Source organism: Pseudomonas sp. B21_DOA, from assembly GCA_030544685.1.
Lineage (GTDB): Bacteria > Pseudomonadota > Gammaproteobacteria > Pseudomonadales > Pseudomonadaceae > Aquipseudomonas > Aquipseudomonas fluorescens_AO.
This window is the reverse complement of the sequence record CP086683.1, coordinates 5,642,762-5,663,798: the sequence shown is the minus strand read 5'-3', so window position 1 is coordinate 5,663,798 and position 21,037 is coordinate 5,642,762. Positions and strand designations below refer to the sequence as shown.

Genomic DNA, 21,037 nt, shown 5'->3' with positions numbered 1-21,037 from the left:
CAGGAGCCGGCGCCGACTGTTTCAAGAAGTTCTTGGTTTGCCGTCAATGGCCGGTTCTGCATCCTTTGTAGCAGGTGTGGCGCCGGTCAGGTGACGGGCGATAAGCCCGCGATACCCGGCAGCGCCGAGGCAGGCACCGACAATCGGTGCAAAAATCGGAATCAGGAAATACGGAATATCTCGACCGCCAGTGAAGGAAATTTCACCCCAACCGGTAAAGAAAGTCATCAGTTTCGGACCGAAGTCACGCGCCGGGTTCATCGCGAAACCGGTCAGCGGACCCATCGCACTGCCGATCACGGCAATAAGCAGACCAATCAGCAGCGGCGCCATCGGGCCGCGTGGCAGGCCGTTGTTGTCATCGGTCAGGGCCATGATCACGCCCATCAGGATCGCGGTGATGATCATCTCGACCAGAAATGCCTGGGCCGTCGACAGCACCGGGTTCGGGTAGGTCGAGAACACCGACGCCAGTTCGAGGCTGGCAGCCGAGCCGCGAACCATCTGGTGGGTTTGTTCGTAATCGAAGAACAGATTGCTGTAGAGCGTGTAGACCAGCAACGCGCCGCAGAAGGCGCCGGCGATCTGCGCAAGGATGTAGAACGGCAATTTGCGCTTTTCGAAGTCAGCGAAGATTGCCAGAGCGATGCTCACGGCCGGGTTCAGGTGCGCGCCGGAAACCCCGGCGGTGAGGTAGATCGCCATGCTCACGCCGACGCCCCAGATGATGCTGATTTCCCACAGGCCGAAGCTGGCGCCCGCGACTTTGAGCGCGGCGACACAACCGGTGCCGAAGAAGATCAAAAGGGCAGTGCCCAGGAATTCGGCCATGCATTGGCCGGAAAGCGATGGTTGCGGTAAAGCAGCTGTCATTGAAAACCTCGGTTCTTTTTCTTGTGTAGCGCCTTGCCAACGGAGCAGGGCGCGATCTTCACCGGGTCGGAATCCCCATTCGGTTCCCGGGTTACTGCTGGGTACTGCGCGGAGCATGATTCTTACATTATTCAGATTCGAAAAAATATAGACAAGAAACAAAGCTGTCAAAGGTCGAAAGTGAACCGTCGGTCACAATAAAACTATTCGCCGTGTGAATGATCAGCGCGGCGATCAGCTTGAATACAGCGCAAAGCCACGGGATTTGCGGCTTGGAATAGAGCCTTTTGCCCAACGATGACCTAGAATCGGCCGCAGCTTTTTCAAAGATTGCCGAACCCGGAGCTGCCATGACCCCAGCGTTGGACTTGTTGAAAAAAGTTCGTGCCGAACATCGCGTGCACAGTTACGAACATGATCCGAAGGCCGCGTCCTACGGGCTGGAGGCAGCGGAGAAGCTCGGGCTCGAACCAGCGCAAGTGTTCAAAACCTTGCTGGCCGCCACTGAAAAAGGCGAACTGCTGGTGGCCGTGGTGCCGGTCGTCGGAACGCTCGACCTCAAAGGGCTGGCCCATGCCGCCGGAGTGAAGAAAGCCGAAATGGCCGACCCGGCTGCCGCGCAACGTTCAACCGGTTACTTGTTGGGCGGCATCAGCCCGCTCGGGCAGAAGAAACGCCTGCGCACCTTCATCGACAATTCCGCTCAGGGGTTCGCCACTATTTATGTAAGTGCCGGGCGGCGAGGACTGGAAGTGGAATTGGCACCGGCGGTTCTGGCCGAGTACACCCAGGCGAAGTTTGCTGATATCGGCCGCGCGTAGTTTCAAAATCGGCTGTATGAAGAAAAAATCAGATTCTGTCACTGGCACTGATCCGGCCCGCCAATGCATGCTCGGTTGACCAATTCAGGGAGAAAATCATGCAGCTTGCGTTTCATCAGGTCGACGCGTTCAGTGATCGGCCGTTCAGTGGCAATCCGGCGATGGTCTATCGGCTCGACAGCTGGCTGGCCGATGACTTGATGCAGAAAATCGCCGCCGAGCACAACCTGGCGGAAACCGCGTTTCTGGTGCGCGAAGGCCAGGCCTGGCATATCCGCTGGTTCACCCCGACCACTGAAGTGCCGCTGTGCGGGCATGCGACGTTGGCCAGCGCGTTCGTACTGTTCGAAATCCATAAGGAAAGTGCCGAGCGTATCGACTTCACCTGCAAGTCCGGCCCGCTGAGTGTCAGCCGTGAAGGCGACCGGTTGTGGCTGGATTTTCCAACCATCGTGCCGTCGGAAATCGGCGTGACGCTGGATGTCGAGCGGGCGCTCGGTGTCGAGGCGGTTGATGTACTCGGCTCCAACGAGCTGTTCGTGGTGCTGGATTCGGAACAGGCCGTACTCGACTGCAAACCCGACATGGCGGCGCTGGCGAAACTGCCGTGGCTGGGGGCGATTGTCACTGCGCGTGGCAATCAGCATGACTTCGTCTCGCGCTATTTCGCCCCGGCGATCGGCATCGATGAAGACCCGGTGACCGGTTCAACCCATTGCAGCCTGATTCCGTACTGGGCCAAGCGTCTGGGCAAATCGAACCTGACCGCGTGCCAGCGCTCGGCGCGGGGCGGGGAGTTGTTCTGTCGGTTGGAAGGGGAGCGAGTGAAGATTGGCGGCAATGCGACGCTGGTGGCCAGCGGCACCCTGTTTTTAGGCTGAGGCAATACCAACTGTAGGAGCGAGCCTGCTCGCGAAAGCGCTCTTTCAGTCAACATCTTCGGCGACTGAAACACCGCATTCGCGAGCAGGCTCGCTCCACAATTTTTATCCAGTGCGGATCAGAGGCTGGTGCTGAATCGACGGACGCCGTTTTCCACCGCCGGAATCTGTGCCGCAGTGCTCCCCGAAGCCTGGAACAACACCAGGTGATCCGCCGCTACGCGAATCCCGACCTGCGCGCCGACCAGATGATCGGCATGGCTGGGGAAGATCGATTCCAGCTGCGCGCCAGTCGGCAGTTGCAGGCGATACAAGGTCGCCGCGCCGAGGAATGTCTTGCCGACAATCTGCGCCTGCAATGCGCTGTCCGGCGCGTAAACAATGTCATCCGGACGCAGCAGCACATCCACCGCACCGCCAATCGGCCAGGTATAGGCGCGATTACCGCGCAGTTCACCCAACTCAGTCTGCACCGACTCCGGACTGACGAGCTGGCCGCGAATGAAGTAACCCTGACCGATGAAACTGGCGACATAAGGCGTTGCCGGTTCGTGGTAGAGGTTGTAGGGCGTGTCCCACTGTTCCAGCCGACCTTCCTTGAACACGCCAACGTGATCGCTGACGGCGAAAGCTTCTTCCTGATCGTGGGTGACCAGAATCGCACTGGTGCCACGGGCCTCGAGAATGTCGCGCACCTCATGGCTGAGCTTGCGGCGCAGCTCGCCATCGAGGTTGGAGAACGGCTCGTCGAGCAGCAGCAATTGCGGCTCCGGCGCCAGGGCACGGGCGAGGGCGACGCGCTGTTGCTGACCACCGGACAACTCGTGGGGAAGCGCTTGCCGAGGTTTTTCAGGTTGACCAGTTCCAGCAGTTCCTCGACCACGCGCGCCATGTTCGGGTGCTTGCGGATGCCGAAGGCGATGTTGTCGGCCACGCTCAGGTGCGGGAATAGCGCGTAGTCCTGGAACACCATGCCGATCCGGCGTTTCTCCGGCGCCAGGGTGAAACCGGCGCTGGAGAGGGTTTCGCCACCGAGGGTGATTTCGCCTTCGTGCACCGGTTCGAAACCGGCGATGGCGCGCAGGGTGGTGGTCTTGCCGCAGCCCGACGAGCCGAGCAGGCAGCCGATGTCGCCAGCATTGAGGTGCAGATTGAGGTTCTGCACCACGCGTTGATCTTGATAGCCGCAAGCGAGGTTGCGCAGGTTCAGCAGTAATTCATGGCTCATGCGTGGTGATATGCCGGTTCGACGAGGAACTCGAGCAGGGCCTTCTGTGCGTGGAGACGGTTTTCTGCCTGATCCCAGGCGACGGAGCGCGGGTCATCGAGCAGGTCGAGACTGATTTCTTCGCCACGGTGCGCCGGCAGGCAGTGCATGAACAGCACGTCCTCGGCAGCGAGGTCGAGCAGGGCACGGTTGACCTGGAACGGCGCGAACAGCTTGAGGCGCTTGGCAGTTTCCTCTTCCTGGCCCATCGAAGTCCAGACGTCGGTGCCGACCAGATGCGCGCCACGCACGGCATCCTGCGGATCGCGGACGATGGTCACGCGATCGCCAGCTCTGGCGACAAACTCGGGATTCGGCTCGTAACCTTCCGGGCAGGCCACGCGCAGCTGGAAGTCGAACTGAATCGCCGCTTCTATATAGCTGTTGCACATGTTGTTGCCGTCGCCGATCCAGGCCACGGTCTTGCCCTGGATCGAGCCACGGTGTTCAAGAAAGGTCTGCATGTCGGCGAGCAACTGGCACGGGTGCAGATCATCGGACAGGCCGTTGATCACCGGCACGCGTGAGTTGGCGGCGAATTCGGTGAGGGTGCTGTGGGCGAAGGTGCGGATCATCACCGCATCGAGCATGCTCGACATGACGATGGCGCAGTCGCTGATCGGCTCGCCACGGCCCAGTTGCGTGTCGCGCGGGGACAGGAAGATCGCCTGGCCGCCGAGCTGGATCATGCCGGCCTCGAAAGAGATCCGGGTACGGGTCGAGGATTTCTCGAAGATCATCCCCAGCACGCGGTTTTTCAATGGCTCGAACAGTACGCCGCGGTTACGCAGGTCCTTGAGCTCAACGCCTCGACGGATCACGCTGACCAGCTCTTCGGGCGTGCAATCCATCAGGGAGAGAAAGTGCCTTGCGCTCATCATTGACTACCTTTTTGCTACAGACCGCAGATGCTCAAAGCCTTGTTTAACGGAACAACGGGCGAGACCTGCGGCGTAAGCCGCACGGGGCGACGAAATAGGGGAGGCGCGATATTGACACTAAATGTCGCGTTACGCCAATAGGCTACGGTTTCTGCGGGATCGGACAGCGGACCGAATAATTCGATCGCGCCTGTTGAAGCCGAGTTGATTGCAGCAGCGAGCCTCTTTGTACACTGGCCCCGCCGCGCTTGGCAATGCGCCGCGACGGCATCAGTTCGGCTTGCTCGGGTTACGACCGCTGCGCCAAGGTTTCGCTTGGTCGGATGATCAGACTGAAACATTTGCTAAAGCAAAGTGCTGGGTTATAAATAAGTTTCGAGCGACGCAGGAAGCCTCCGCATGGAATCGAAAGAACAACTGTTAATGGAACTGCTGGGCCACACGGCTCGCTCCCTGACCCATCTCACCGCGTCAGTTACGTCGATGTCTTTCGAGTTGCTGCGCAGTGACGACGAAGTGGTCAAATCCGCCGGTCGACACATGATCGATCGCATGGCCACTATCAGCGCCGGGCTTGATGAGCATTGGCGTCTGATCGGCGAACTCACCGGCGTGCACGTCGCCCATGAGCAGATCGAAACCATCCAGGAAATCCAGCTGGCTGCGCCGCCGCAGTTGCCGCCGAATTGATGCGGGCGGTTTATCGGCTGTCCTGATAACCGTCGATTCACAAGACGAACGTCGCTGGCGCCGTCTCCGCGCACGGGCCATAGTTTTGTTCCCGCGGGCGTGATTGCCTGCCTCCGAACAAGATAGAGACTGGCCATGACCAAGACTCTTCACCACCGTGCATGCCACCTGTGCGAAGCCATCTGCGGCCTGACCATCGAAACCACGGAAACCGATGGCAACGTTGCGATCACTTCGATCAAGGGTGATGCCCTCGACACTTTCAGTCGTGGTCATATCTGCCCAAAAGCCGTGGCCCTGCAAGATATTCAGAACGATCCCGACCGCCTGCGCCAGCCAATGCGCCGCGTCGGTAGCGAATGGCTGCCGATCGAATGGGACGAGGCGTTCGCGCTGGCGGCCGAGAAACTGGCGACGATTCAGGAACGTCACGGGCAGAACGCCGTTGCGGTGTATCAGGGCAATCCGAGCGTGCACAACTACGGCCTGATGACCCACAGCAATTACTTCCTGGGGTTGCTGAAAACCCGCAATCGCTACTCGGCAACGTCGGTCGATCAACTGCCGCACCACCTCAGCAGCTATCTGATGTATGGCCACGGTTTGCTGCTGCCGATTCCGGACATTGATCACACCGATTTCATGCTGATCCTCGGTGGCAATCCGTTGGCGTCGAACGGCAGCATCATGACCGTGCCGGATGTCGAGAAGCGTCTGAAGGCGATTCAGGCGCGCGGCGGCAAAGTGGTGGTGGTCGATCCGCGCCGCAGCGAAACCGCAGCGATGGCCGATCAGCATGTGTTCGTTCGCCCCGGTGGCGATGCGGCGCTGTTGTTCGGCATGCTCAATACGCTGTTCAGCGAAGGCCTGACCCGCGACAGTCATTTGCCGGTCGATGGCCTGGATGAGGTGCGCAACGCCGTGGCATCGTTCAGTGCCGAAGCCATGAGCCCGTTGTGCGCGGTGCCGGCCGAGCAGATCCGCCAACTGGCGCGCGACTTCGCTGCTGCGCCGAGTGCGGTCTGCTACGGGCGCATGGGCGTTTCGACGCAGGCCTTCGGCACCCTCTGTCACTGGGTGGTGCAGTTGATCAATTTGGTCACCGGCAACCTCGACCGCGTCGGCGGTGCTTTGTGCACCGAACCCGCTGTAGATCTGGTGGCGTCGACCTCGGGCGGGCATTTCAACAAATGGCAGAGCCGGGTTTCCGGGCGTCCTGAATACGGCGGCGAGTTGCCGGTTTCGGCGCTGGCCGAAGAAATGCTCACGGAAGGCGAGGGGCAGATCCGCGCGCTGATCACCGTGGCCGGCAACCCGGTGTTGTCGACACCCAACGGCCGGCAACTGGAGCAGGCGCTGGACGGCCTCGACTTCATGCTCAGCATCGACCTGTACATCAACGAAACCACGCGCTATGCCGATCTGATCCTGCCGTCGACCTCGGCGCTGGAAAACGATCACTACGACACCACGTTCAACCTGTTCGCCGTGCGTAACGTGACCCGCTTCAATCGCGCCATCCTCGCCAAGCCCGAGGGTGCGCTGCACGACTGGGAAATCTTCGTCGGGCTGGCCAAGGCCTTCGCCGAGAAAACCGCCAAGGAACTGAAACCGACGATGCCGCCGGCGAAGATGATCGAAATGGGCCTGCGCATGGGCCGCTACGGCGATGCGTCCGAGCACAAGCTGTCGCTGGCGACCCTGTACGATCATCCCCACGGCATCGATCTGGGTGCGTTGAAACCGAACCTGGTGTCACGTCTGAAAACGTCGAATCAGCGTATCCAGGCTGCACCGCCGGAGATCCTCGCCGACCTCGCGCGCTTTGCCGCATTGCAGGCGCCGGCTGCTGATGAATTGTTGATGATCGGCCGTCGCCATGTACGCAGCAACAATTCGTGGATGCACAATTTTCATCGACTGGTGAAGGGCAAGCCGCGGCATCAGTTGCTGATGCACCCGGATGACCTGGCCAGCCGTGGTCTGGCCGACGGGCAACGGGTTCGGGTGAGCTCGCGGGTCGGGCAGATTGAGGTGGAAGTGCTCGCCAGCCTCGACATGATGAAAGGCGTGGTCAGCCTGCCCCACGGGTGGGGCCACGCGCGCCCGGGCGTGCAGATGGCGATTGCCAGCGGCCAGCCGGGGTCGAGCGCCAACGACCTGACCGACGAGTGCCAGCTCGACGAACTGTCGGGCAACGCGGCGTTGAATGGCGTGCCGGTGACGGTGGCGGCGGCTTGAGCGGGTCTGTCGGGGAGACCGAGCATGGCGCTCGGGATTCCGTTACAATGCGCCACCGTGCCGACCTCTGAGTCGGAAAGTTCAGCCGAGGTGCTCCATGGATATCATCGAAACGATTAAAGAGCAGATTGCCAACAACACCATTCTGCTTTACATGAAAGGCTCGCCGAATGCCCCGCAGTGCGGCTTCTCCGCAAAAGCTGCGCAGGCTGTGATGGCCTGTGGTGAAAAGTTCGCGTACGTGGACATCCTGCAGAACCCGGAAATTCGCGCCAACCTGCCGAAGTACGCCAACTGGCCGACTTTCCCGCAACTGTGGGTCGGCGGTGAACTGGTCGGCGGCAGCGACATCATGACCGAGATGGCTGCAGACGGTTCGCTGCAAAGCACCATCAAGGCGGCTGTCGAAGCGGCAGCGGCGAACAAGTCCGAAGCCTGATCAGGCTTTATGTGGGAGTGAGCTTGCTCGCGAGAGCAGTCTCTCAGTTTGCTGTGATGGTGACTGACACGACGTCTTCGCGAGCAAGCCCGCTCCCACATTGGTTTCATGCGACTTCTGCGATCTTTTGATCTTTGGCCAGCAAAAAGCCCCGCACCTCGAAAGAGGGCGGGGCTTTTTGTTGGTTATACGAGTTGACTGAGTATTAAGGCTGAAATCGATAAAGATCGCAGCCTCGTTTCACTCGACAGCTCCTACTCTTCGCCCATCTGCGATTGCAGATAGTTTTCCAGGCCGATCTTGTCGATCAGGCCGAGCTGGGTTTCCAGCCAGTCGATGTGTTCTTCTTCCGATTCGAGAATGTCTTCGAGCAGTTCACGGCTGCCAAAGTCGGCAACGGTCTCGCAATGAGCGATGGCGGCTTTCAGATCGGCATGGCCGGTCTTTTCGATGCGCAGGTCGCACTCGAGCATTTCGCGGGTGTGCTCGCCGATGTGCAGCTTGCCCAGGTCCTGCACGTTCGGCAGGCCTTCAAGGAACAGGATGCGCTTGATCAGCTTGTCCGCGTGTTTCATCTCGTCGATGGATTCTTTGTATTCGTGCTTGCCGAGCTTGTTCAGACCCCAATCTTCGTACATGCGCGCATGCAGAAAGTACTGATTGATCGCGACCAGCTCATTGGCGAGGATCTTGTTGAGATGCTGGATGACTGTAATGTCGCCTTTCATGATCGGAGTCCTGCCCTGTATTAACTGTATATAAGGCGGAGTTTGAGCTTGGCAGTTATAAGTGTCAAACCTAAGTTATTGAATAATAAATGAAAATTAATCGGAATAAGAATGTTTGTGTTCCGCGTCTGGACGCTAAGCAATTGATTTTCAGGCATAAAAAAACCGGACGCGAAGTCCGGTTCTTTGAAATGGGGGCATCAAGCGGCAGTAAATTCTACCGGGTAGGGGATCGCGGCCTGGGCGGTTTGCAGCTTGGTCAGGGTTTCGCGAACCACTTCCTTGGCAAGGCAGGCGCATTTGCCGCACTGGCTGGCGACGCCGGTGGCCTGGCGAACTTCTTTGTAGCTGCAGCAACCTTCATAGATCGCTTCGCGGATCTGTCCGTCGGTGACGCCAGTGCAGAGGCAAACATACATAAGTAAGAACCGTCGCTGGTTGTGACTCAATTGCGATGGATCTTAATGTTAACGAGAATGATTGTCAAAGTGCTTTCGGAACGCTTCGCAGCCAATTTCCCAACGACTGACGAACGGTATTTTTCAAATGCTCGTCTGACCCCATGAATACGCAGTGGACAACCGAACAGGGAAAATCCGCTACGGACAGGCCAAACACGCAGTGTATGATGGTCCTCCCTTGCGAAGAGGGTTCGTGTCACAGGGCTGTCGCCTGAGGGTGACAGGCTGGCGCGGACTCTGAACTTCAAGTTTTTACACCAGGAGATATCAATGAGCGTACTCGTAGGCAAACAAGCCCCAGACTTCACCGTCCCGGCCGTACTCGGCAATGGCGAGATCGTTGACAGCTTCACCCTGTCCTCGGCCATCAAAGGCAAATACGGCCTGGTGTTCTTCTACCCGCTGGACTTCACCTTCGTCTGCCCGTCCGAGCTGATCGCTCTGGACAACCGCATGGCTGACTTCAAGGCACGCAACGTTGAAGTGATCGCTGTGTCGATCGACTCGCATTTCACCCACAACGCTTGGCGCAACACCCCGGTCAACAATGGCGGCATCGGCCAGGTGAAATACACCATGGCTGCCGACATGAAGCACGACATCGCCAAGGCGTACGACGTTGAATCCGAAGGCGGCGTGGCTTTCCGTGGCGCGTTCCTGATCGACGACAAAGGCGTGGTTCGCTCGCAGATCATCAACGACCTGCCGCTGGGCCGTAACATGGAAGAGCTGATCCGTCTGGTCGACGCACTGCAATTCCACGAAGAGCACGGCGAAGTCTGCCCGGCCAACTGGAAGAAAGGCGACAAAGGCATGAACGCTTCGCCAGAAGGCGTTGCGGCTTACCTGACCGAGAACGCTGCAGCCCTGTAAGGCGCAACGTCGAGGTACAAAAACCGGCCCACGTGGCCGGTTTTTTCATGCGCAGGATTTGCTCGCCAAGGATCAGTCGTCGAAGTCTTCCCAGCCGCCCATCTGCTTCCAGCGATTGACGATGCCGCAGAACAGCTCAGCGGTCTTTTCGGTGTCGTAACGCGCCGAGTGCGCTTCACGACCGTCGAAATCGATGCCGGCGGCCTGACAGGCTTTCGCCAGCACGGTCTGACCGTACGCCAGACCGGCCAGCGTCGCGGTGTCGAAGCTGGAGAACGGGTGGAACGGGTTGCGCTTCATGTCCAGCCGCGCGACGGCTGCGTTGAGGAAACCCAGGTCGAAACTGCTGTTGTGCCCGACCAGAATCGCCCGTTTGCAGCCGTTGGCTTTCAGCGCCTTGCGGATGCCACGGAAGATGTCGGTCAGCGCGGTTTCTTCGCTGACGGCCATGCGCAGCGGGTGATCGAGCTTGATCCCGGTAAATTCCAGGGCTGCCGCTTCGACGTTGGCACCTTCAAATGGCTCGACGCGGAAGAAGTAGGTGTGATCCGGGTAGACGAAACCCTTTTCATCCATGGCGATGGTGGTCGCGGCAATCTCCAGCAGGGCGTCGGTGGCCGCGTTGAAGCCACCGGTTTCTACGTCGACGACAACCGGCAGGTAGCCGCGAAAACGTGCTGCCATCGGATGCCGGGAACCGCCGCCGCCATTTTGACCGTCCAGTTCGTCGTCGAAATGCTCTTCACTCACGCGTGTTCCTCCAGCAGGCGCCAGCGCAGTTTTTCACCGGCGCGCAGCGGGATAACGGTCAGCTCGCCAAATGGCAGACTGGTCGGGGCGGTCCATTCTTCACGGACCAGGGTGATGCGATCGGTGTTAGCCGGCAGGCCGTAGAAACGCGGGCCATTGAGGCTGGCGAAGGCTTCGAGCTTGTCCAGCGCGTTACGCTGTTCGAACGCTTCGGCATACATCTCGATGGCCGCGTAAGCGGTGTAGCAACCGGCGCAACCGCAGGCGGCTTCCTTGGCGTGCTGGGCGTGAGGCGCCGAGTCGGTGCCGAGGAAGAATTTGGCGCTGCCACTGGTAGCGGCATCGAGCAACGCTTCCTGATGGGTGTTGCGCTTGAGGATCGGCAGGCAATAGAAGTGCGGCCGAATCCCGCCGACCAGCATGTGGTTGCGGTTGTACAGCAGGTGATGCGCAGTGATGGTCGCGCCGACGTTGGCCGAAGCCTCGTTGACGAACTGCACGGCGTCGCCAGTGGTGATGTGTTCGAACACCACTTTCAGCGTCGGGAAACGCTCGACCACGCGACGCATGTGTTCATCGATGAAAATCTTTTCGCGGTCGAACACATCGACGTCGCCACGGGTAACTTCACCGTGGATCAACAGCGGCATGCCGACGTCGGCCATGGCCTCGAGCGCCGGAAAGATCTTGTCGATGCTGGTCACGCCGGAATCGGAGTTGGTGGTCGCGCCGGCCGGATACAGCTTGGCGGCGTAGACGAAACCGCTGGCCTTGGCCTGACGAATTTCTTCCGGTTGGGTGCGGTCGGTGAGGTACAGCACCATCAACGGCTCGAACTGACTGCCGGCCGGGCGGGCAGCGAGAATGCGCTGACGATAGCCGTCGGCTTCAGCGGCGTTGCGCACCGGCGGTACCAGGTTCGGCATGATGATCGCGCGCCCGAAGGTGCGGGCCACATCGGCAACGGTATTGGTCAACACGGCACCATCGCGAAGATGAATGTGCCAGTCGTCGGGACGCAGCAGGGTCAGGCGGTCGGACATGAGGGATTCCAGGCGGGTCAAACTGAGGCGAATGCTACCGGAAAAGACTCTTGCAGGCACCCGCTATCAAGTTTTGCCACAAGCGTCCGATATCCCGAAGGTATGCCGTAAACATTGTGTGAATCGGTGTTTGTGTTTCACAAGCCAATGGAGCCTGCCGTGCGCCAGCGTTATTTAGCCCTGCTCAGTGTGTTTGCCAGCCTTCCCGCGATGGCGCTGACCTACCAGACCCGTCTGGAGAACATTGAGTGGACGGTCGCCGGCGACCAGTTCGAGTGCCGCCTGACGCAACCGATCACCGATTTCGGCTCGGGCGAGTTCGTGCGCAAGGCCGGAGAGCAGGCGATCTTTCGGCTGAACGCCTACAACGCCATGCTCGGCGGCGGTTCGGCGACCTTGCTCGCCGCCGCTGCACCATGGCAGCCGGGGCGTGGCGATATCAATCTGGGCTCTGTGCGGCTGGGCAGCGGCAATGTGTTGTTCAACAGCTCGCAATCGCAGGCTGGTGGATTGATGAGCGGTCTGCTGGACGGACGCAGCCCGGTAGTGCGCCGCGCGTCTGGCGATGGCCGGGTCTCGGAAGTGCGTCTGTTGCCGGTCAAGTTCAGCAAAGCGTTCAACGATTATCAAAGCTGTGTGGCGAAATTGCTGCCGCAAAATTTCGACCAGATCAAGCAATCGCAGATCGGCTTTCCCGGCGAGGGCGTTGAGCTGGACCCGGCCGCCAAGGCCAAGCTGCAAGTGATGCTCGAGTACATGAAGGCCGATCCGACGGTGAACCACATCGAACTCGATGGCCACTCCGACAATAGTGGCAATCGCCTGACCAACCGCGAACTGTCGCGGCGCCGGGCGCTGGCGGTGGTCGATTTCTTCAAGGCCAACGGCATCCAGGAGTCGCAGATCACCGTGCGTTTCCACGGCGAGCAGTATCCGATCGTGCCGAACACCAGCAAGGCCAATCGTGCGAAGAACCGGCGGGTCAACGTAAAACTTGCGCGCGTCGCACCGATTACCGCCCCGGCTCCGGCGCCGCAAGCGAGTACGCCGGCCACGGCCGCAGCGACTTCCTGACTCGCCGGTCATCGTCGCGCTCTCGACAGATTCTGTCGCTTTGTCGTCTTAAGCTGTCGCGCCTCTGTAAATTATCGCGTTTGAGCGGTAGACTCCCCGGCTTTCCGTAGAACCCCGTGGAGTGATGGCATGGCGGACGTAAACAAGGTCGTTCTGGCGTATTCCGGCGGCCTGGACACTTCGGTGATCCTCAAGTGGCTGCAGGATACTTATAACTGTGAAGTGGTGACCTTCACCGCCGATCTCGGTCAAGGCGAAGAGGTCGAGCCGGCCCGCGCCAAGGCTCAGGCCATGGGCGTCAAAGAAATCTACATCGACGACCTGCGCGAAGAATTCGTGCGTGATTTCGTGTTCCCGATGTTCCGCGCCAACACCGTTTACGAAGGCGAGTACCTGCTGGGTACTTCCATCGCCCGTCCGCTGATCGCCAAGCGTTTGATCGAAATCGCCAACGAAACCGGCGCCGACGCCATTTCCCACGGCGCCACCGGCAAGGGCAACGACCAGGTGCGTTTCGAACTGGGCGCCTACGCGCTCAAGCCAGGCGTAAAAGTTATTGCCCCTTGGCGCGAGTGGGACCTGCTGTCCCGCGAGAAGCTGATGGACTACGCCGAGAAGCACGCGATCCCGATCGAACGCCACGGCAAGAAAAAATCCCCGTACTCGATGGACGCCAACCTGCTGCACATCTCCTATGAGGGCGGTGTGCTGGAAGACACCTGGACCGAGCACGAAGAAGACATGTGGCGCTGGACCGTCTCCCCGGAGAAGGCTCCCGACACCCCGCAATACCTGGAACTGACTTACCGCAACGGCGACATCGTCGCGCTGGACGGCGTCGAGATGACTCCGGCCACCGTTCTGGCGACGCTGAACAAGATCGGCGGCGAGCACGGTATCGGTCGTCTCGACATCGTCGAAAACCGTTATGTAGGCATGAAGTCCCGTGGCTGCTACGAGACCCCGGGCGGCACCATCATGCTGCGCGCTCACCGCGCCATCGAGTCGATCACTCTGGATCGCGAAGTCGCTCACCTCAAAGACGAGCTGATGCCCAAGTACGCCAGCCTGATCTACACCGGTTACTGGTGGAGCCCTGAGCGTCTGATGCTGCAACAGATGATCGACGCTTCGCAGGTCAACGTGAACGGTGTTGTGCGCCTGAAACTGTACAAGGGCAACGTCATCGTCACCGGCCGCAAGTCCGACGATTCGCTGTTCGACGCCAACATCGCCACTTTTGAAGAAGACGGCGGTGCTTACAACCAGGCGGACGCGGCGGGCTTCATCAAGCTCAACGCGCTGCGCATGCGGATTGCTGCCAACAAGGGTCGCAAGTTGTTCTGAGCGGTTCAGATCGACGCGCAATAAAAAAGGCGGCCTGTTCAGGGCCGCCTTTTTTTCGGAATTTTGTGTGGTTCATCAAGCCGTTTCTCTTGTCTGCCTGTTGGCGGGTCGTCCCGTCAGCTTGTTCGCCCCAGCAAGGTGACTGTCCGCGTGCACAGGTTGTAAACGACACACAGCGTTGTGCCTGAGCTTTTCTTCGCCTGTTTGAGCTGTTGCAGCGCGGTATGTGCCGGAGAGTCCGAAACATGATTCGACAGGAAAACCAGAACACGCGGTTTTTTTCCCACCGCTCCGGAGAGTTTCGAGAATCGCATCGAATTCTCTGGACGCGTCAACATCTCTGGCGTCGATAATGTTCAGTTCGCTTATCAGTGGTGACAGCTTGATGGTCTGGACCACCGGGCTGGCCTGGCTTGCCATGTCGAGCGGAGGGTCGGGCGCGTTATGGATCCTGCAGGGACGCTGAAATCCGCCCCCGCAGTGTTGCTGGATACCACACAGCTGGTTATCTCGAAAGCGCACGGTTCATCGGTTTTACGCAACGGTTCTTTTCGTTCGCTCTCGCGTTCCGGATGTCCAGTCGCCTTGAGGAAGCTTTTGTCTTTGCCGAAATCCGAGGGTGAGTAGAGGGATCGGTGATTGAAGTTGAGCGTGATGAAAAAAGAAATAACAAGTAAAAGGGAAAACTGATCAGAAACCACACATAGATTTCCCGATCCTTATTATCCAGAAACGGCAGCGAGACCGCCGCGGATGTTTCCGAAAGAATGGCAAATATGGCGATAACTGTCATTGGGTTGGTTATCTTGTTCTTTATCTTGAGCATGATTAAGTTCTATGTTGTGTGTTGGGTATTGACTGTTTCTATATATAGCAAAAGCGATCATTAAAGTTTCTGGGTGTTGTTTCAAGTTTTATAGACTGGCTGAGGGTGTGTCGAACTTGCGATGCTGTCGCTTCGTAACGTCATATGTCTAATCGGCAATCAGCACGACAATTCGGGGGAAGATGGCATTACGTATGACTTCGGCGCGGCGTAGGACGCGTAGGCGTTTATCCGCAAAATCGATGCGGTCTTGAAGCAAGCAGTACGATTACGCTGGGTATGGCGGGGTCTATTTGTGGGAATTATCCTCAATACCTGTAGGGAATGTCTCTCGATGCAAGTGCGTGTAAAAGTTGCTATGCGCTACAGCAAGTGACTGGGATATCGTGCGTGTTCTAAAAATTCGAACAGCGAAAACTGGACTTGCCCATGAATAAAGTGCTGATCGTGGATGACCATCCCGTCATTCGACTTGCGGTACGTATGCTGATGGAACGGCATGGCTACGAAGTCATTGCAGAAACGGATAATGGCGTTGATGCACTACAAATTGCTCGCGAACAAATGCCGGATCTTGTCATTCTGGATATCGGGATACCCAAACTCGACGGGCTGGAAGTTATTGCGCGCCTGACGTCCACCGCCATGCCGGTCAAAGTTCTGGTGCTGACCTCCCAGGCTCCCGGACATTTTTCCATGCGCTGCATGCAGTCAGGCGCTGCGGGATATGTATGCAAACAGCAAGATCTGACCGAATTGCTGAGTGCGATCAAGGCAGTTCTATCCGGCTACAGCTATTTCCCCAATCAGGCCCTGCATACCGTGCGAACTAGTCTGGGCAATGCGAGTGAAGCGGACATGGTCGATCGTCTGTCCGGGCGGGAAATGATGGTGTTGCAGCAGCTGGCGCGCGGCAAGACCAACAAGGAAATCGCTGATGGCATGTTCTTGAGCAACAAGACCGTGAGCACTTACAAGACTCGTCTGTTGCTGAAACTCAATGCGCGGTCTCTGGTTGATCTGATCGAGTTGGCGCAGCGCAATGGCCTGGTTTGAACGATTCGACAACTGAGACCGTCATGGGCCGATCAAGCTTGGTTGTCGCAGAAAATGAAAAGCCTCCGCTTCGGGAGGCCTTCAGGTATCACAGATCAAAGTCGTAATCGGCCAATTGCCTTTGCAGTCGGCGCTCCTCAAGCAGGTTGTCGATTGTGCGACGCTTGCTGAGGTTGGTCTTCGCCACCTCAACCACCGGTTCGACCTCATCGGCCTCGACGGCAATAAAATCTTCTTCTACATCCAGTTGCTCTTTGTCGGTACTCATGAAGTCAACTCCCGGCTAAGACTGCCTTTGGCGCTCCTTATATCGACATTACTGCGGCGGGTAAAAAGATTTTTTCAATCGATGGATACGAAAAACCGATGACGTCTCAATCGTCAGAAGTTTTATGTTTGTATTCGCACAGATCTTCGATGCGGCAGCTACCGCAGCGCGGTTTGCGCGCCAGGCAAACATAGCGGCCATGCAAAATCAGCCAGTGATGGGAGTCGAGCAGGAATTCTTTCGGTACAAACTTCATCAGTTTCATTTCAACCTCCACCACATTTTTCCCGGCGCGATGCCGGTGCGATTGCTGACGCGAAAAATGTGCGTGTCAACGGCCATGGTCAATTGACGGAAAGCGGTATTGAGCACCACGTTCGCGGTCTTGCGTCCGACGCCGGGCAATGCTTCCAGCTCTTCCCGGGTCTGCGGAACTTCGCCGCCGTGGCGTTCAACCAGCAAACGGCAGGTTTCGATGACGTTTTTCGCCTTGCTGTTGTACAGGCCGATGGTCTTGATGTACTCGGACAGCCCTTCGACGCCCAGCGCATGAATCGCGGCGGGGGTGTTGGCGACGGGAAAGAGTCTGGCGGTGGCCTTGTTGACGCCGACATCGGTGGACTGCGCCGAAAGAATCACCGCAATCAGCAGCTCGAACGGCGAAGAGTAGGCCAGTTCGGTTTTCGGCTCGGGATTGTCTTCGTGCAGTCGGCGAAATATCTCAAGACGTTTTGCAGCATTCATGGGCGATGCGTTTCCTTGATGACAGAGTGACGGCGTGTCCACGCCTGATGTACGGCGAGAAGCAAACCCGATAAAACCAAAGCGCCGGGAACCAGCGTAAACAGATGCAATCCCTCGGGGAATAAAACCAGACCTGGCCAATGCGTCGATAATCCTCGGCCAAGGGTGCCATGGCCGATGATTTCGCGCAGCCCGCCGATCACCAGCATGAGCGTACCGAACGTCACGCAGCGTTTGAGGCACTTGGTCATCGGCGCGCGAAGGAAACCACTGCATTCGAGCGCTACGCATTGCAAGGCAATGAGCCCTATATAAACCTCCGAGGTCTGGCGCCACGGTAGAAACCAGCGTTGCGCCGAAAGATCCGCGCAACTGGTCAAGGTTGCTGCGACTACCAGGCTGGCCAGCAAAACGCTTGTGCTCGCCAGGTGATTGCGCAGCGACGCCATACACACGGCAAACAGGCCGATTACCACGCTGAGCATCAAGATCATGCCCAACGCAGCGTTCAATGTTTGGGTGGCGCCCAGTAGCGGCACCAGCATCAGTAAACTCACCGTGCGTTTCATGGGTCAGTCCCCAACAGCAGCGCCCGATGCTCATCGAAGTAACGCAGTGCGTCATGGATCGCGTTGATGGCGGCACGGGAGGTTATGGTCGCGCCAGCGATTTGATCAAACTGCCCCTGATCCTTTTTCAGCGCCCAACCGGCGTCCGTCGGCTCAGTACGGGATTTGCCGATGAAGGCCTGCAACCAGGCGTTCGGCCATTCACCGATGTGACCACCCAATCCCGGCGTTTCGCGCTGCTCAAGGGTTTTTACGCCCAGAAGTTTGCCATTTGCATCAATGGCAATCAGCAGTTCCAGAGTCCCCGCGTAACCTTCGCTGCGACTGCGCAACAGCACCGCCACGGTTTGCCCGGAGCGGGTCGCGCGGTAGCCGCCCGACAGCGTGCTATGGGGCCGTGCTGTGGCGGCGAGCGTCAGCGGTTGCTTCAGCGGCTGATTGTCGTAGTAATTGGCAGGAATCACATCGAGCACGTTGCGGCTGTCGAGCAAGTGCTGTTCGGCGGCAATTTGCAGTGCGCTGCTGCGCTGCAGCAGGTACGTCGCGCTGACGCCGCCGAGCGCCAGCAGCACAACCGCCATGACACTGGCTGAGCGGTTCACGCGTTCACCGCAGGCTGGCGGCGGGCGGCGAAGCGCTCCAGCGTCGGCACCAGCAGATTCATCAGCAACACCGCAAACGCGACGCCGTCCGGGTAACCACCCCAAGTGCGAATCAGATATGTGAGCAAGCCGACGCCAATGCCGAACAACAGGCGGGCGAGGGCGCTTTTCGCGCCGGACACCGGTTCTGTCACGATAAAAAATGCAGCGAGCATGGTTGCGCCGCTGAGCAGATGAAACAGCGGCGAACCATGGGAATCCGAACCCGATCCGTTCCAGCACAAGAGGCTGATGACGAACAGGCTGGCGAGCATCCCCACCGGTGCGTGCCAGGAAAAATCCGCCGCTGCAACAGCAACAGGCCGCCGAGCAGAAACGCCAGATTCACCCATTCCACACCGCGCCCGCCGAAACGGCCGAAGGCCGAGTTGCTGGCGAACAGCTCATCGATGGTCAGGCTTTTATTGATGCGCAGACTGTCCAGTGCCGTGGCTTGCACCCAAGCGTCCGGCGCTTGAGCCGGGTCGAAAACCTGTTGCAACGCAGAGAGGAAGTCGAGGCCACGACCGGGCCAGTGCGTCATCGCTTGCGGGAACAGCACCATGCTCAGGACAAAGCCCAGCATCGCCGGATTGAAAGGGTTTTTGCCGACGCCACCATACAGGTGCTTGCCGAACAACAAGCCCGAGGCGGTCGCGATCACCGTCAGCCACCAAGGGCAATAAGCCGGTAGCGCAACGGCCAGCAACATCGCACTGACCAGCGCACTGCCATCGCGCAAGGCCGGTTGCACGCCTTGCCGACGCAGACAGGCAACGCCAGCTTCGACGAGCAAAGCGCTGGCAACCGCCAGCAACAGGTTGATCAACACGCCCCAGCCAAAAACCAGAACATTGCCAGCAGCCCCGGCAGTGCAGCGAGCAGCACAGTATTCATCGCCTGTTGCAGGCGATCGTCCGCTGCCTCAAGGGGTGGCATGGTCTTGCACCTGGCGCTCGGCGTCAGCCACGGCTTGCTCCAGTGTTGCGATCTGCTCCGGCGCAGCCTCTGCCGCCTGAGCCTTTTTCAGCTCGGCGCGGCGCATGGCCAGTTGAATCTTCGCCCGTTTCAACTCCGCGTCGTTGCTCGGAGCAGGGACGGCGGGAATCACCGGTTGGCTGCTTTCCAGCTTCGCCAGCGCTTGCTCGGCGGCTTCGAATTGTTGCTGCAGGACGATCAGTTGCGACTGCTGCTCGAACGTCGGCGGATGGCCGAAAGCTTTCAGCGATTTATGCAACTGAGCCCGACTCATCGCCACATCGACCTTGGCCTTCTTCAGCGCCGCATCGGCGTTAGCGGCTTTTGTGCGCGCACCCGCTCAAGTGCAGCCTGCACCGGGTCGGCGGTCGACACTTGCGGTTGTGCCGCACGCTGGGCTCGCGCCTCGCGTTCGGCCTGCTTTTGCTGTTCTTCGCGCAGCAAGCGCTGGTTGCGACGCTCGAAACGCTGGCGCGCGTGGTCACGCTTTTCGGCGCGGGCACGCTGTTCTTCGAGATTGAATGCGAGACCACCAACCACTGGAATGGTTTCAGCAGGCAGCGGATGCATTTCAATGCAGTCGACCGGGCACGGCGCGACGCACAGATCACAACCGGTGCATTCGTCGATCAGCACGGTGTGCATCAGCTTTGCCGCGCCAACAATGGCATCAACCGGGCAGGCCTGGATGCACTTGGTGCAACCGATGCATTCGGCTTCGCGGATGAAGGCGACCTGCGGTGGTGCCGGGCCACGGCTGATGTCCAGTTCCAGCAACGGTATTTTCAACAGCTCGGCCAGGGCAGCGATGGTTTCCTCGCCGCCGGGCGGGCACTTGTTGATCGGCTCGCCGTCAACGATGCCTTGTGCATACGGTTTGCATCCGGGATGGCCGCACTTGCCGCACTGGGTCTGCGGCAGCAGGGCATCGATGCGTTGAAGCAGACTCATGTTTTGATCAATCCACTGAATCCGAGAAAAATCACTGCAATCAGTCCGGCGCTGATCAGATCGACCGGCAAGCCGCGAAAGGGCAGAGGAATATCGTTGTCGGCCGTGCGCTGGCGCAGATCGCAGAATACGCTCAGCACCAGCCAGAAGCCCAACCCTGCGCCAACGCTCAAGGCTGTCGCATGCAGCAGGCCTTGATCGTTTTGTGCGTTGATCAACGCCAGTCCGAGTACGCCGGCATTGCCGAGCAGCAGCGGCCACAATCCATCGAACGGCCAGTCTGGCAGCCCGCGCGCCAGCAGTTTCAGCAGCGGCGTGATCAGCAACACGCTCAGCGGCAAAAACACAAACAGGCGCAGCGCTTCAAGCTGCAACGGCACCAGCAACCCATGCCAGATCGCCTGACCAATGACGCCAACAAGCACCATCAGGCACAGCGTCGCCAATCCCAGCGCATGCACCTGGCGTCGGCTACCCGCCAGCAGCGGAGCGACGCCCAGCGGCCAGTGCAACACGAAGTTGTTGAGCAGCGCAGCACTGATCAGCGTTAACACGAGTTCGGTCATGGTTCTGCCAGCGAAACGGGCGGGTGTCTCTCAAGGGTAGGCACTATCGGGCCAGATATGAAAAATCCC

The 21,037-nt window shown here is 59.0% G+C and carries 19 protein-coding genes and 5 pseudogenes; 9 read left to right on the top strand and 15 right to left on the bottom strand.

What is annotated here, in order from left to right; translation table 11 throughout:
* Positions 1-21: 21 nt before the first annotated feature.
* Positions 22-873 (bottom strand): aquaporin, encoded by an 852-nt coding sequence (locus LJU32_26230; GenBank protein ID WKV88781.1) that lies wholly within the window; start codon positions 871-873, stop codon positions 22-24.
* A gap of 350 nt (positions 874-1,223) precedes the next feature.
* On the opposite strand from LJU32_26230, the gene ybaK reads away from it, so the two are divergent.
* Positions 1,224-1,694: a Cys-tRNA(Pro) deacylase gene (ybaK, locus tag LJU32_26225; protein ID WKV91205.1), complete on the top strand. Its 471-nt coding sequence runs from the start codon at positions 1,224-1,226 to the stop codon at positions 1,692-1,694.
* Positions 1,695-1,792: 98 nt separating this feature from the next.
* Positions 1,793-2,575: a PhzF family phenazine biosynthesis protein gene (locus LJU32_26220; protein ID WKV88780.1), complete on the top strand. Its 783-nt coding sequence runs from the start codon at positions 1,793-1,795 to the stop codon at positions 2,573-2,575.
* Between the two features lie 119 nt (positions 2,576-2,694).
* Here the strand turns inward: LJU32_26220 and LJU32_26215 are convergent.
* Both LJU32_26215 and argF read right to left on the bottom strand, forming a co-directional pair.
* A pseudogene (locus tag LJU32_26215) lies at positions 2,695-3,803 on the bottom strand (ABC transporter ATP-binding protein).
* Positions 3,800-4,720 (bottom strand): ornithine carbamoyltransferase, encoded by a 921-nt coding sequence (gene argF, locus LJU32_26210; GenBank protein ID WKV88779.1) that lies wholly within the window; start codon positions 4,718-4,720, stop codon positions 3,800-3,802. Before argF ends, LJU32_26215 begins: the two are co-directional and overlap by 4 nt.
* Before the next feature lie 402 nt (positions 4,721-5,122).
* Between argF and LJU32_26205 the strand changes: the two genes are divergently transcribed.
* The 3 genes from LJU32_26205 (at position 5,123) to grxD (ending at position 8,093) form a co-directional block, all read left to right on the top strand.
* Positions 5,123-5,413 carry a hypothetical protein gene (locus tag LJU32_26205; protein WKV88778.1) on the top strand — a complete coding sequence of 97 codons (291 nt, stop codon included), beginning with the start codon at positions 5,123-5,125 and terminating at the stop codon, positions 5,411-5,413.
* 135 nt (positions 5,414-5,548) lie between these two features.
* Positions 5,549-7,654: a molybdopterin oxidoreductase family protein gene (locus tag LJU32_26200; protein WKV88777.1), complete on the top strand. Its 2,106-nt coding sequence runs from the start codon at positions 5,549-5,551 to the stop codon at positions 7,652-7,654.
* Between the two features lie 97 nt (positions 7,655-7,751).
* Positions 7,752-8,093, top strand: a complete 342-nt coding sequence (grxD, locus tag LJU32_26195) for a Grx4 family monothiol glutaredoxin (GenBank protein WKV88776.1) — start codon at positions 7,752-7,754, stop codon at positions 8,091-8,093.
* Positions 8,094-8,347: 254 nt separating this feature from the next.
* Here grxD and bfr read toward each other — a convergent pair whose 3' ends face one another.
* Together bfr and LJU32_26185 are read right to left on the bottom strand one after the other, a co-directional pair.
* The gene (gene bfr, locus LJU32_26190) at positions 8,348-8,821 is read right to left on the bottom strand and encodes a bacterioferritin (protein ID WKV88775.1); all 474 of its coding nucleotides are present in this window, start codon (positions 8,819-8,821) and stop codon (positions 8,348-8,350) included.
* A gap of 200 nt (positions 8,822-9,021) precedes the next feature.
* Positions 9,022-9,240 (bottom strand): bacterioferritin-associated ferredoxin, encoded by a 219-nt coding sequence (locus LJU32_26185; GenBank protein WKV88774.1) that lies wholly within the window; start codon positions 9,238-9,240, stop codon positions 9,022-9,024.
* A gap of 312 nt (positions 9,241-9,552) precedes the next feature.
* Here LJU32_26185 and LJU32_26180 point away from each other — a divergent pair, with 312 nt between their 5' ends.
* Positions 9,553-10,155 carry a peroxiredoxin gene (locus tag LJU32_26180; protein WKV88773.1) on the top strand — a complete coding sequence of 201 codons (603 nt, stop codon included), beginning with the start codon at positions 9,553-9,555 and terminating at the stop codon, positions 10,153-10,155.
* A gap of 72 nt (positions 10,156-10,227) precedes the next feature.
* On the opposite strand, the gene rnt is transcribed toward LJU32_26180, so the two are convergent.
* Both rnt and pyrC read right to left on the bottom strand, forming a co-directional pair.
* The gene (gene rnt / locus LJU32_26175; protein ID WKV88772.1) at positions 10,228-10,905 is read right to left on the bottom strand and encodes a ribonuclease T; all 678 of its coding nucleotides are present in this window, start codon (positions 10,903-10,905) and stop codon (positions 10,228-10,230) included.
* Positions 10,902-11,948 (bottom strand): dihydroorotase, encoded by a 1,047-nt coding sequence (gene pyrC / locus LJU32_26170; protein ID WKV88771.1) that lies wholly within the window; start codon positions 11,946-11,948, stop codon positions 10,902-10,904. Before pyrC ends, rnt begins: the two co-directional genes overlap by 4 nt.
* Before the next feature lie 159 nt (positions 11,949-12,107).
* Between pyrC and LJU32_26165 the strand changes: the two genes are divergently transcribed.
* On the top strand, positions 12,108-13,022 hold the full coding sequence (locus LJU32_26165) for an OmpA family protein (GenBank protein ID WKV88770.1): 915 nt from the start codon (positions 12,108-12,110) through the stop codon (positions 13,020-13,022).
* Between the two features lie 129 nt (positions 13,023-13,151).
* Complete coding sequence (locus LJU32_26160) at positions 13,152-14,369, top strand: argininosuccinate synthase (GenBank protein WKV88769.1); 1,218 nt, start codon at positions 13,152-13,154, stop codon at positions 14,367-14,369.
* A 584-nt stretch (positions 14,370-14,953) separates the two neighbouring features.
* On the opposite strand, the pseudogene LJU32_26155 reads toward LJU32_26160, so the two are convergent.
* A pseudogene (locus LJU32_26155) lies at positions 14,954-15,195 on the bottom strand (hypothetical protein).
* Positions 15,196-15,624: 429 nt separating this feature from the next.
* Between LJU32_26155 and LJU32_26150 the strand changes: the two are divergent.
* Positions 15,625-16,251, top strand: a complete 627-nt coding sequence (locus tag LJU32_26150; protein ID WKV88768.1) for a response regulator transcription factor — start codon at positions 15,625-15,627, stop codon at positions 16,249-16,251.
* An 88-nt stretch (positions 16,252-16,339) separates the two neighbouring features.
* Here LJU32_26150 and LJU32_26145 read toward each other — a convergent pair whose 3' ends face one another.
* The 7 genes and pseudogenes from LJU32_26145 to LJU32_26115 all read right to left on the bottom strand — a co-directional run bounded on the left by LJU32_26145 (position 16,340) and on the right by LJU32_26115 (position 20,968).
* A complete protein-coding gene (locus tag LJU32_26145; GenBank protein WKV88767.1) occupies positions 16,340-16,519 on the bottom strand; it encodes a hypothetical protein in 180 nt (59 codons plus the stop codon).
* A gap of 106 nt (positions 16,520-16,625) precedes the next feature.
* A pseudogene (nth, locus tag LJU32_26140) lies at positions 16,626-17,263 on the bottom strand (endonuclease III).
* On the bottom strand, positions 17,260-17,832 hold the full coding sequence (locus LJU32_26135; GenBank protein WKV88766.1) for an NADH:quinone oxidoreductase: 573 nt from the start codon (positions 17,830-17,832) through the stop codon (positions 17,260-17,262). Before LJU32_26135 ends, nth begins: the two are co-directional and overlap by 4 nt.
* Positions 17,829-18,434 carry an RnfABCDGE type electron transport complex subunit G gene (locus LJU32_26130; protein WKV88765.1) on the bottom strand — a complete coding sequence of 202 codons (606 nt, stop codon included), beginning with the start codon at positions 18,432-18,434 and terminating at the stop codon, positions 17,829-17,831. The genes LJU32_26135 and LJU32_26130 overlap by 4 nt, the downstream gene beginning before the upstream one ends.
* Positions 18,431-19,412, bottom strand: a pseudogene (locus LJU32_26125) (RnfABCDGE type electron transport complex subunit D). Before LJU32_26125 ends, LJU32_26130 begins: the two are co-directional and overlap by 4 nt.
* Positions 19,399-20,402 (bottom strand): annotated as a pseudogene (gene rsxB, locus LJU32_26120) (electron transport complex subunit RsxB). The pseudogenes LJU32_26125 and rsxB overlap by 14 nt, the downstream one beginning before the upstream one ends.
* Complete coding sequence (locus LJU32_26115) at positions 20,399-20,968, bottom strand: NADH:quinone oxidoreductase (protein WKV88764.1); 570 nt, start codon at positions 20,966-20,968, stop codon at positions 20,399-20,401. Before LJU32_26115 ends, rsxB begins: the two are co-directional and overlap by 4 nt.
* Between the last annotated feature and the right edge of the window lie 69 nt (positions 20,969-21,037).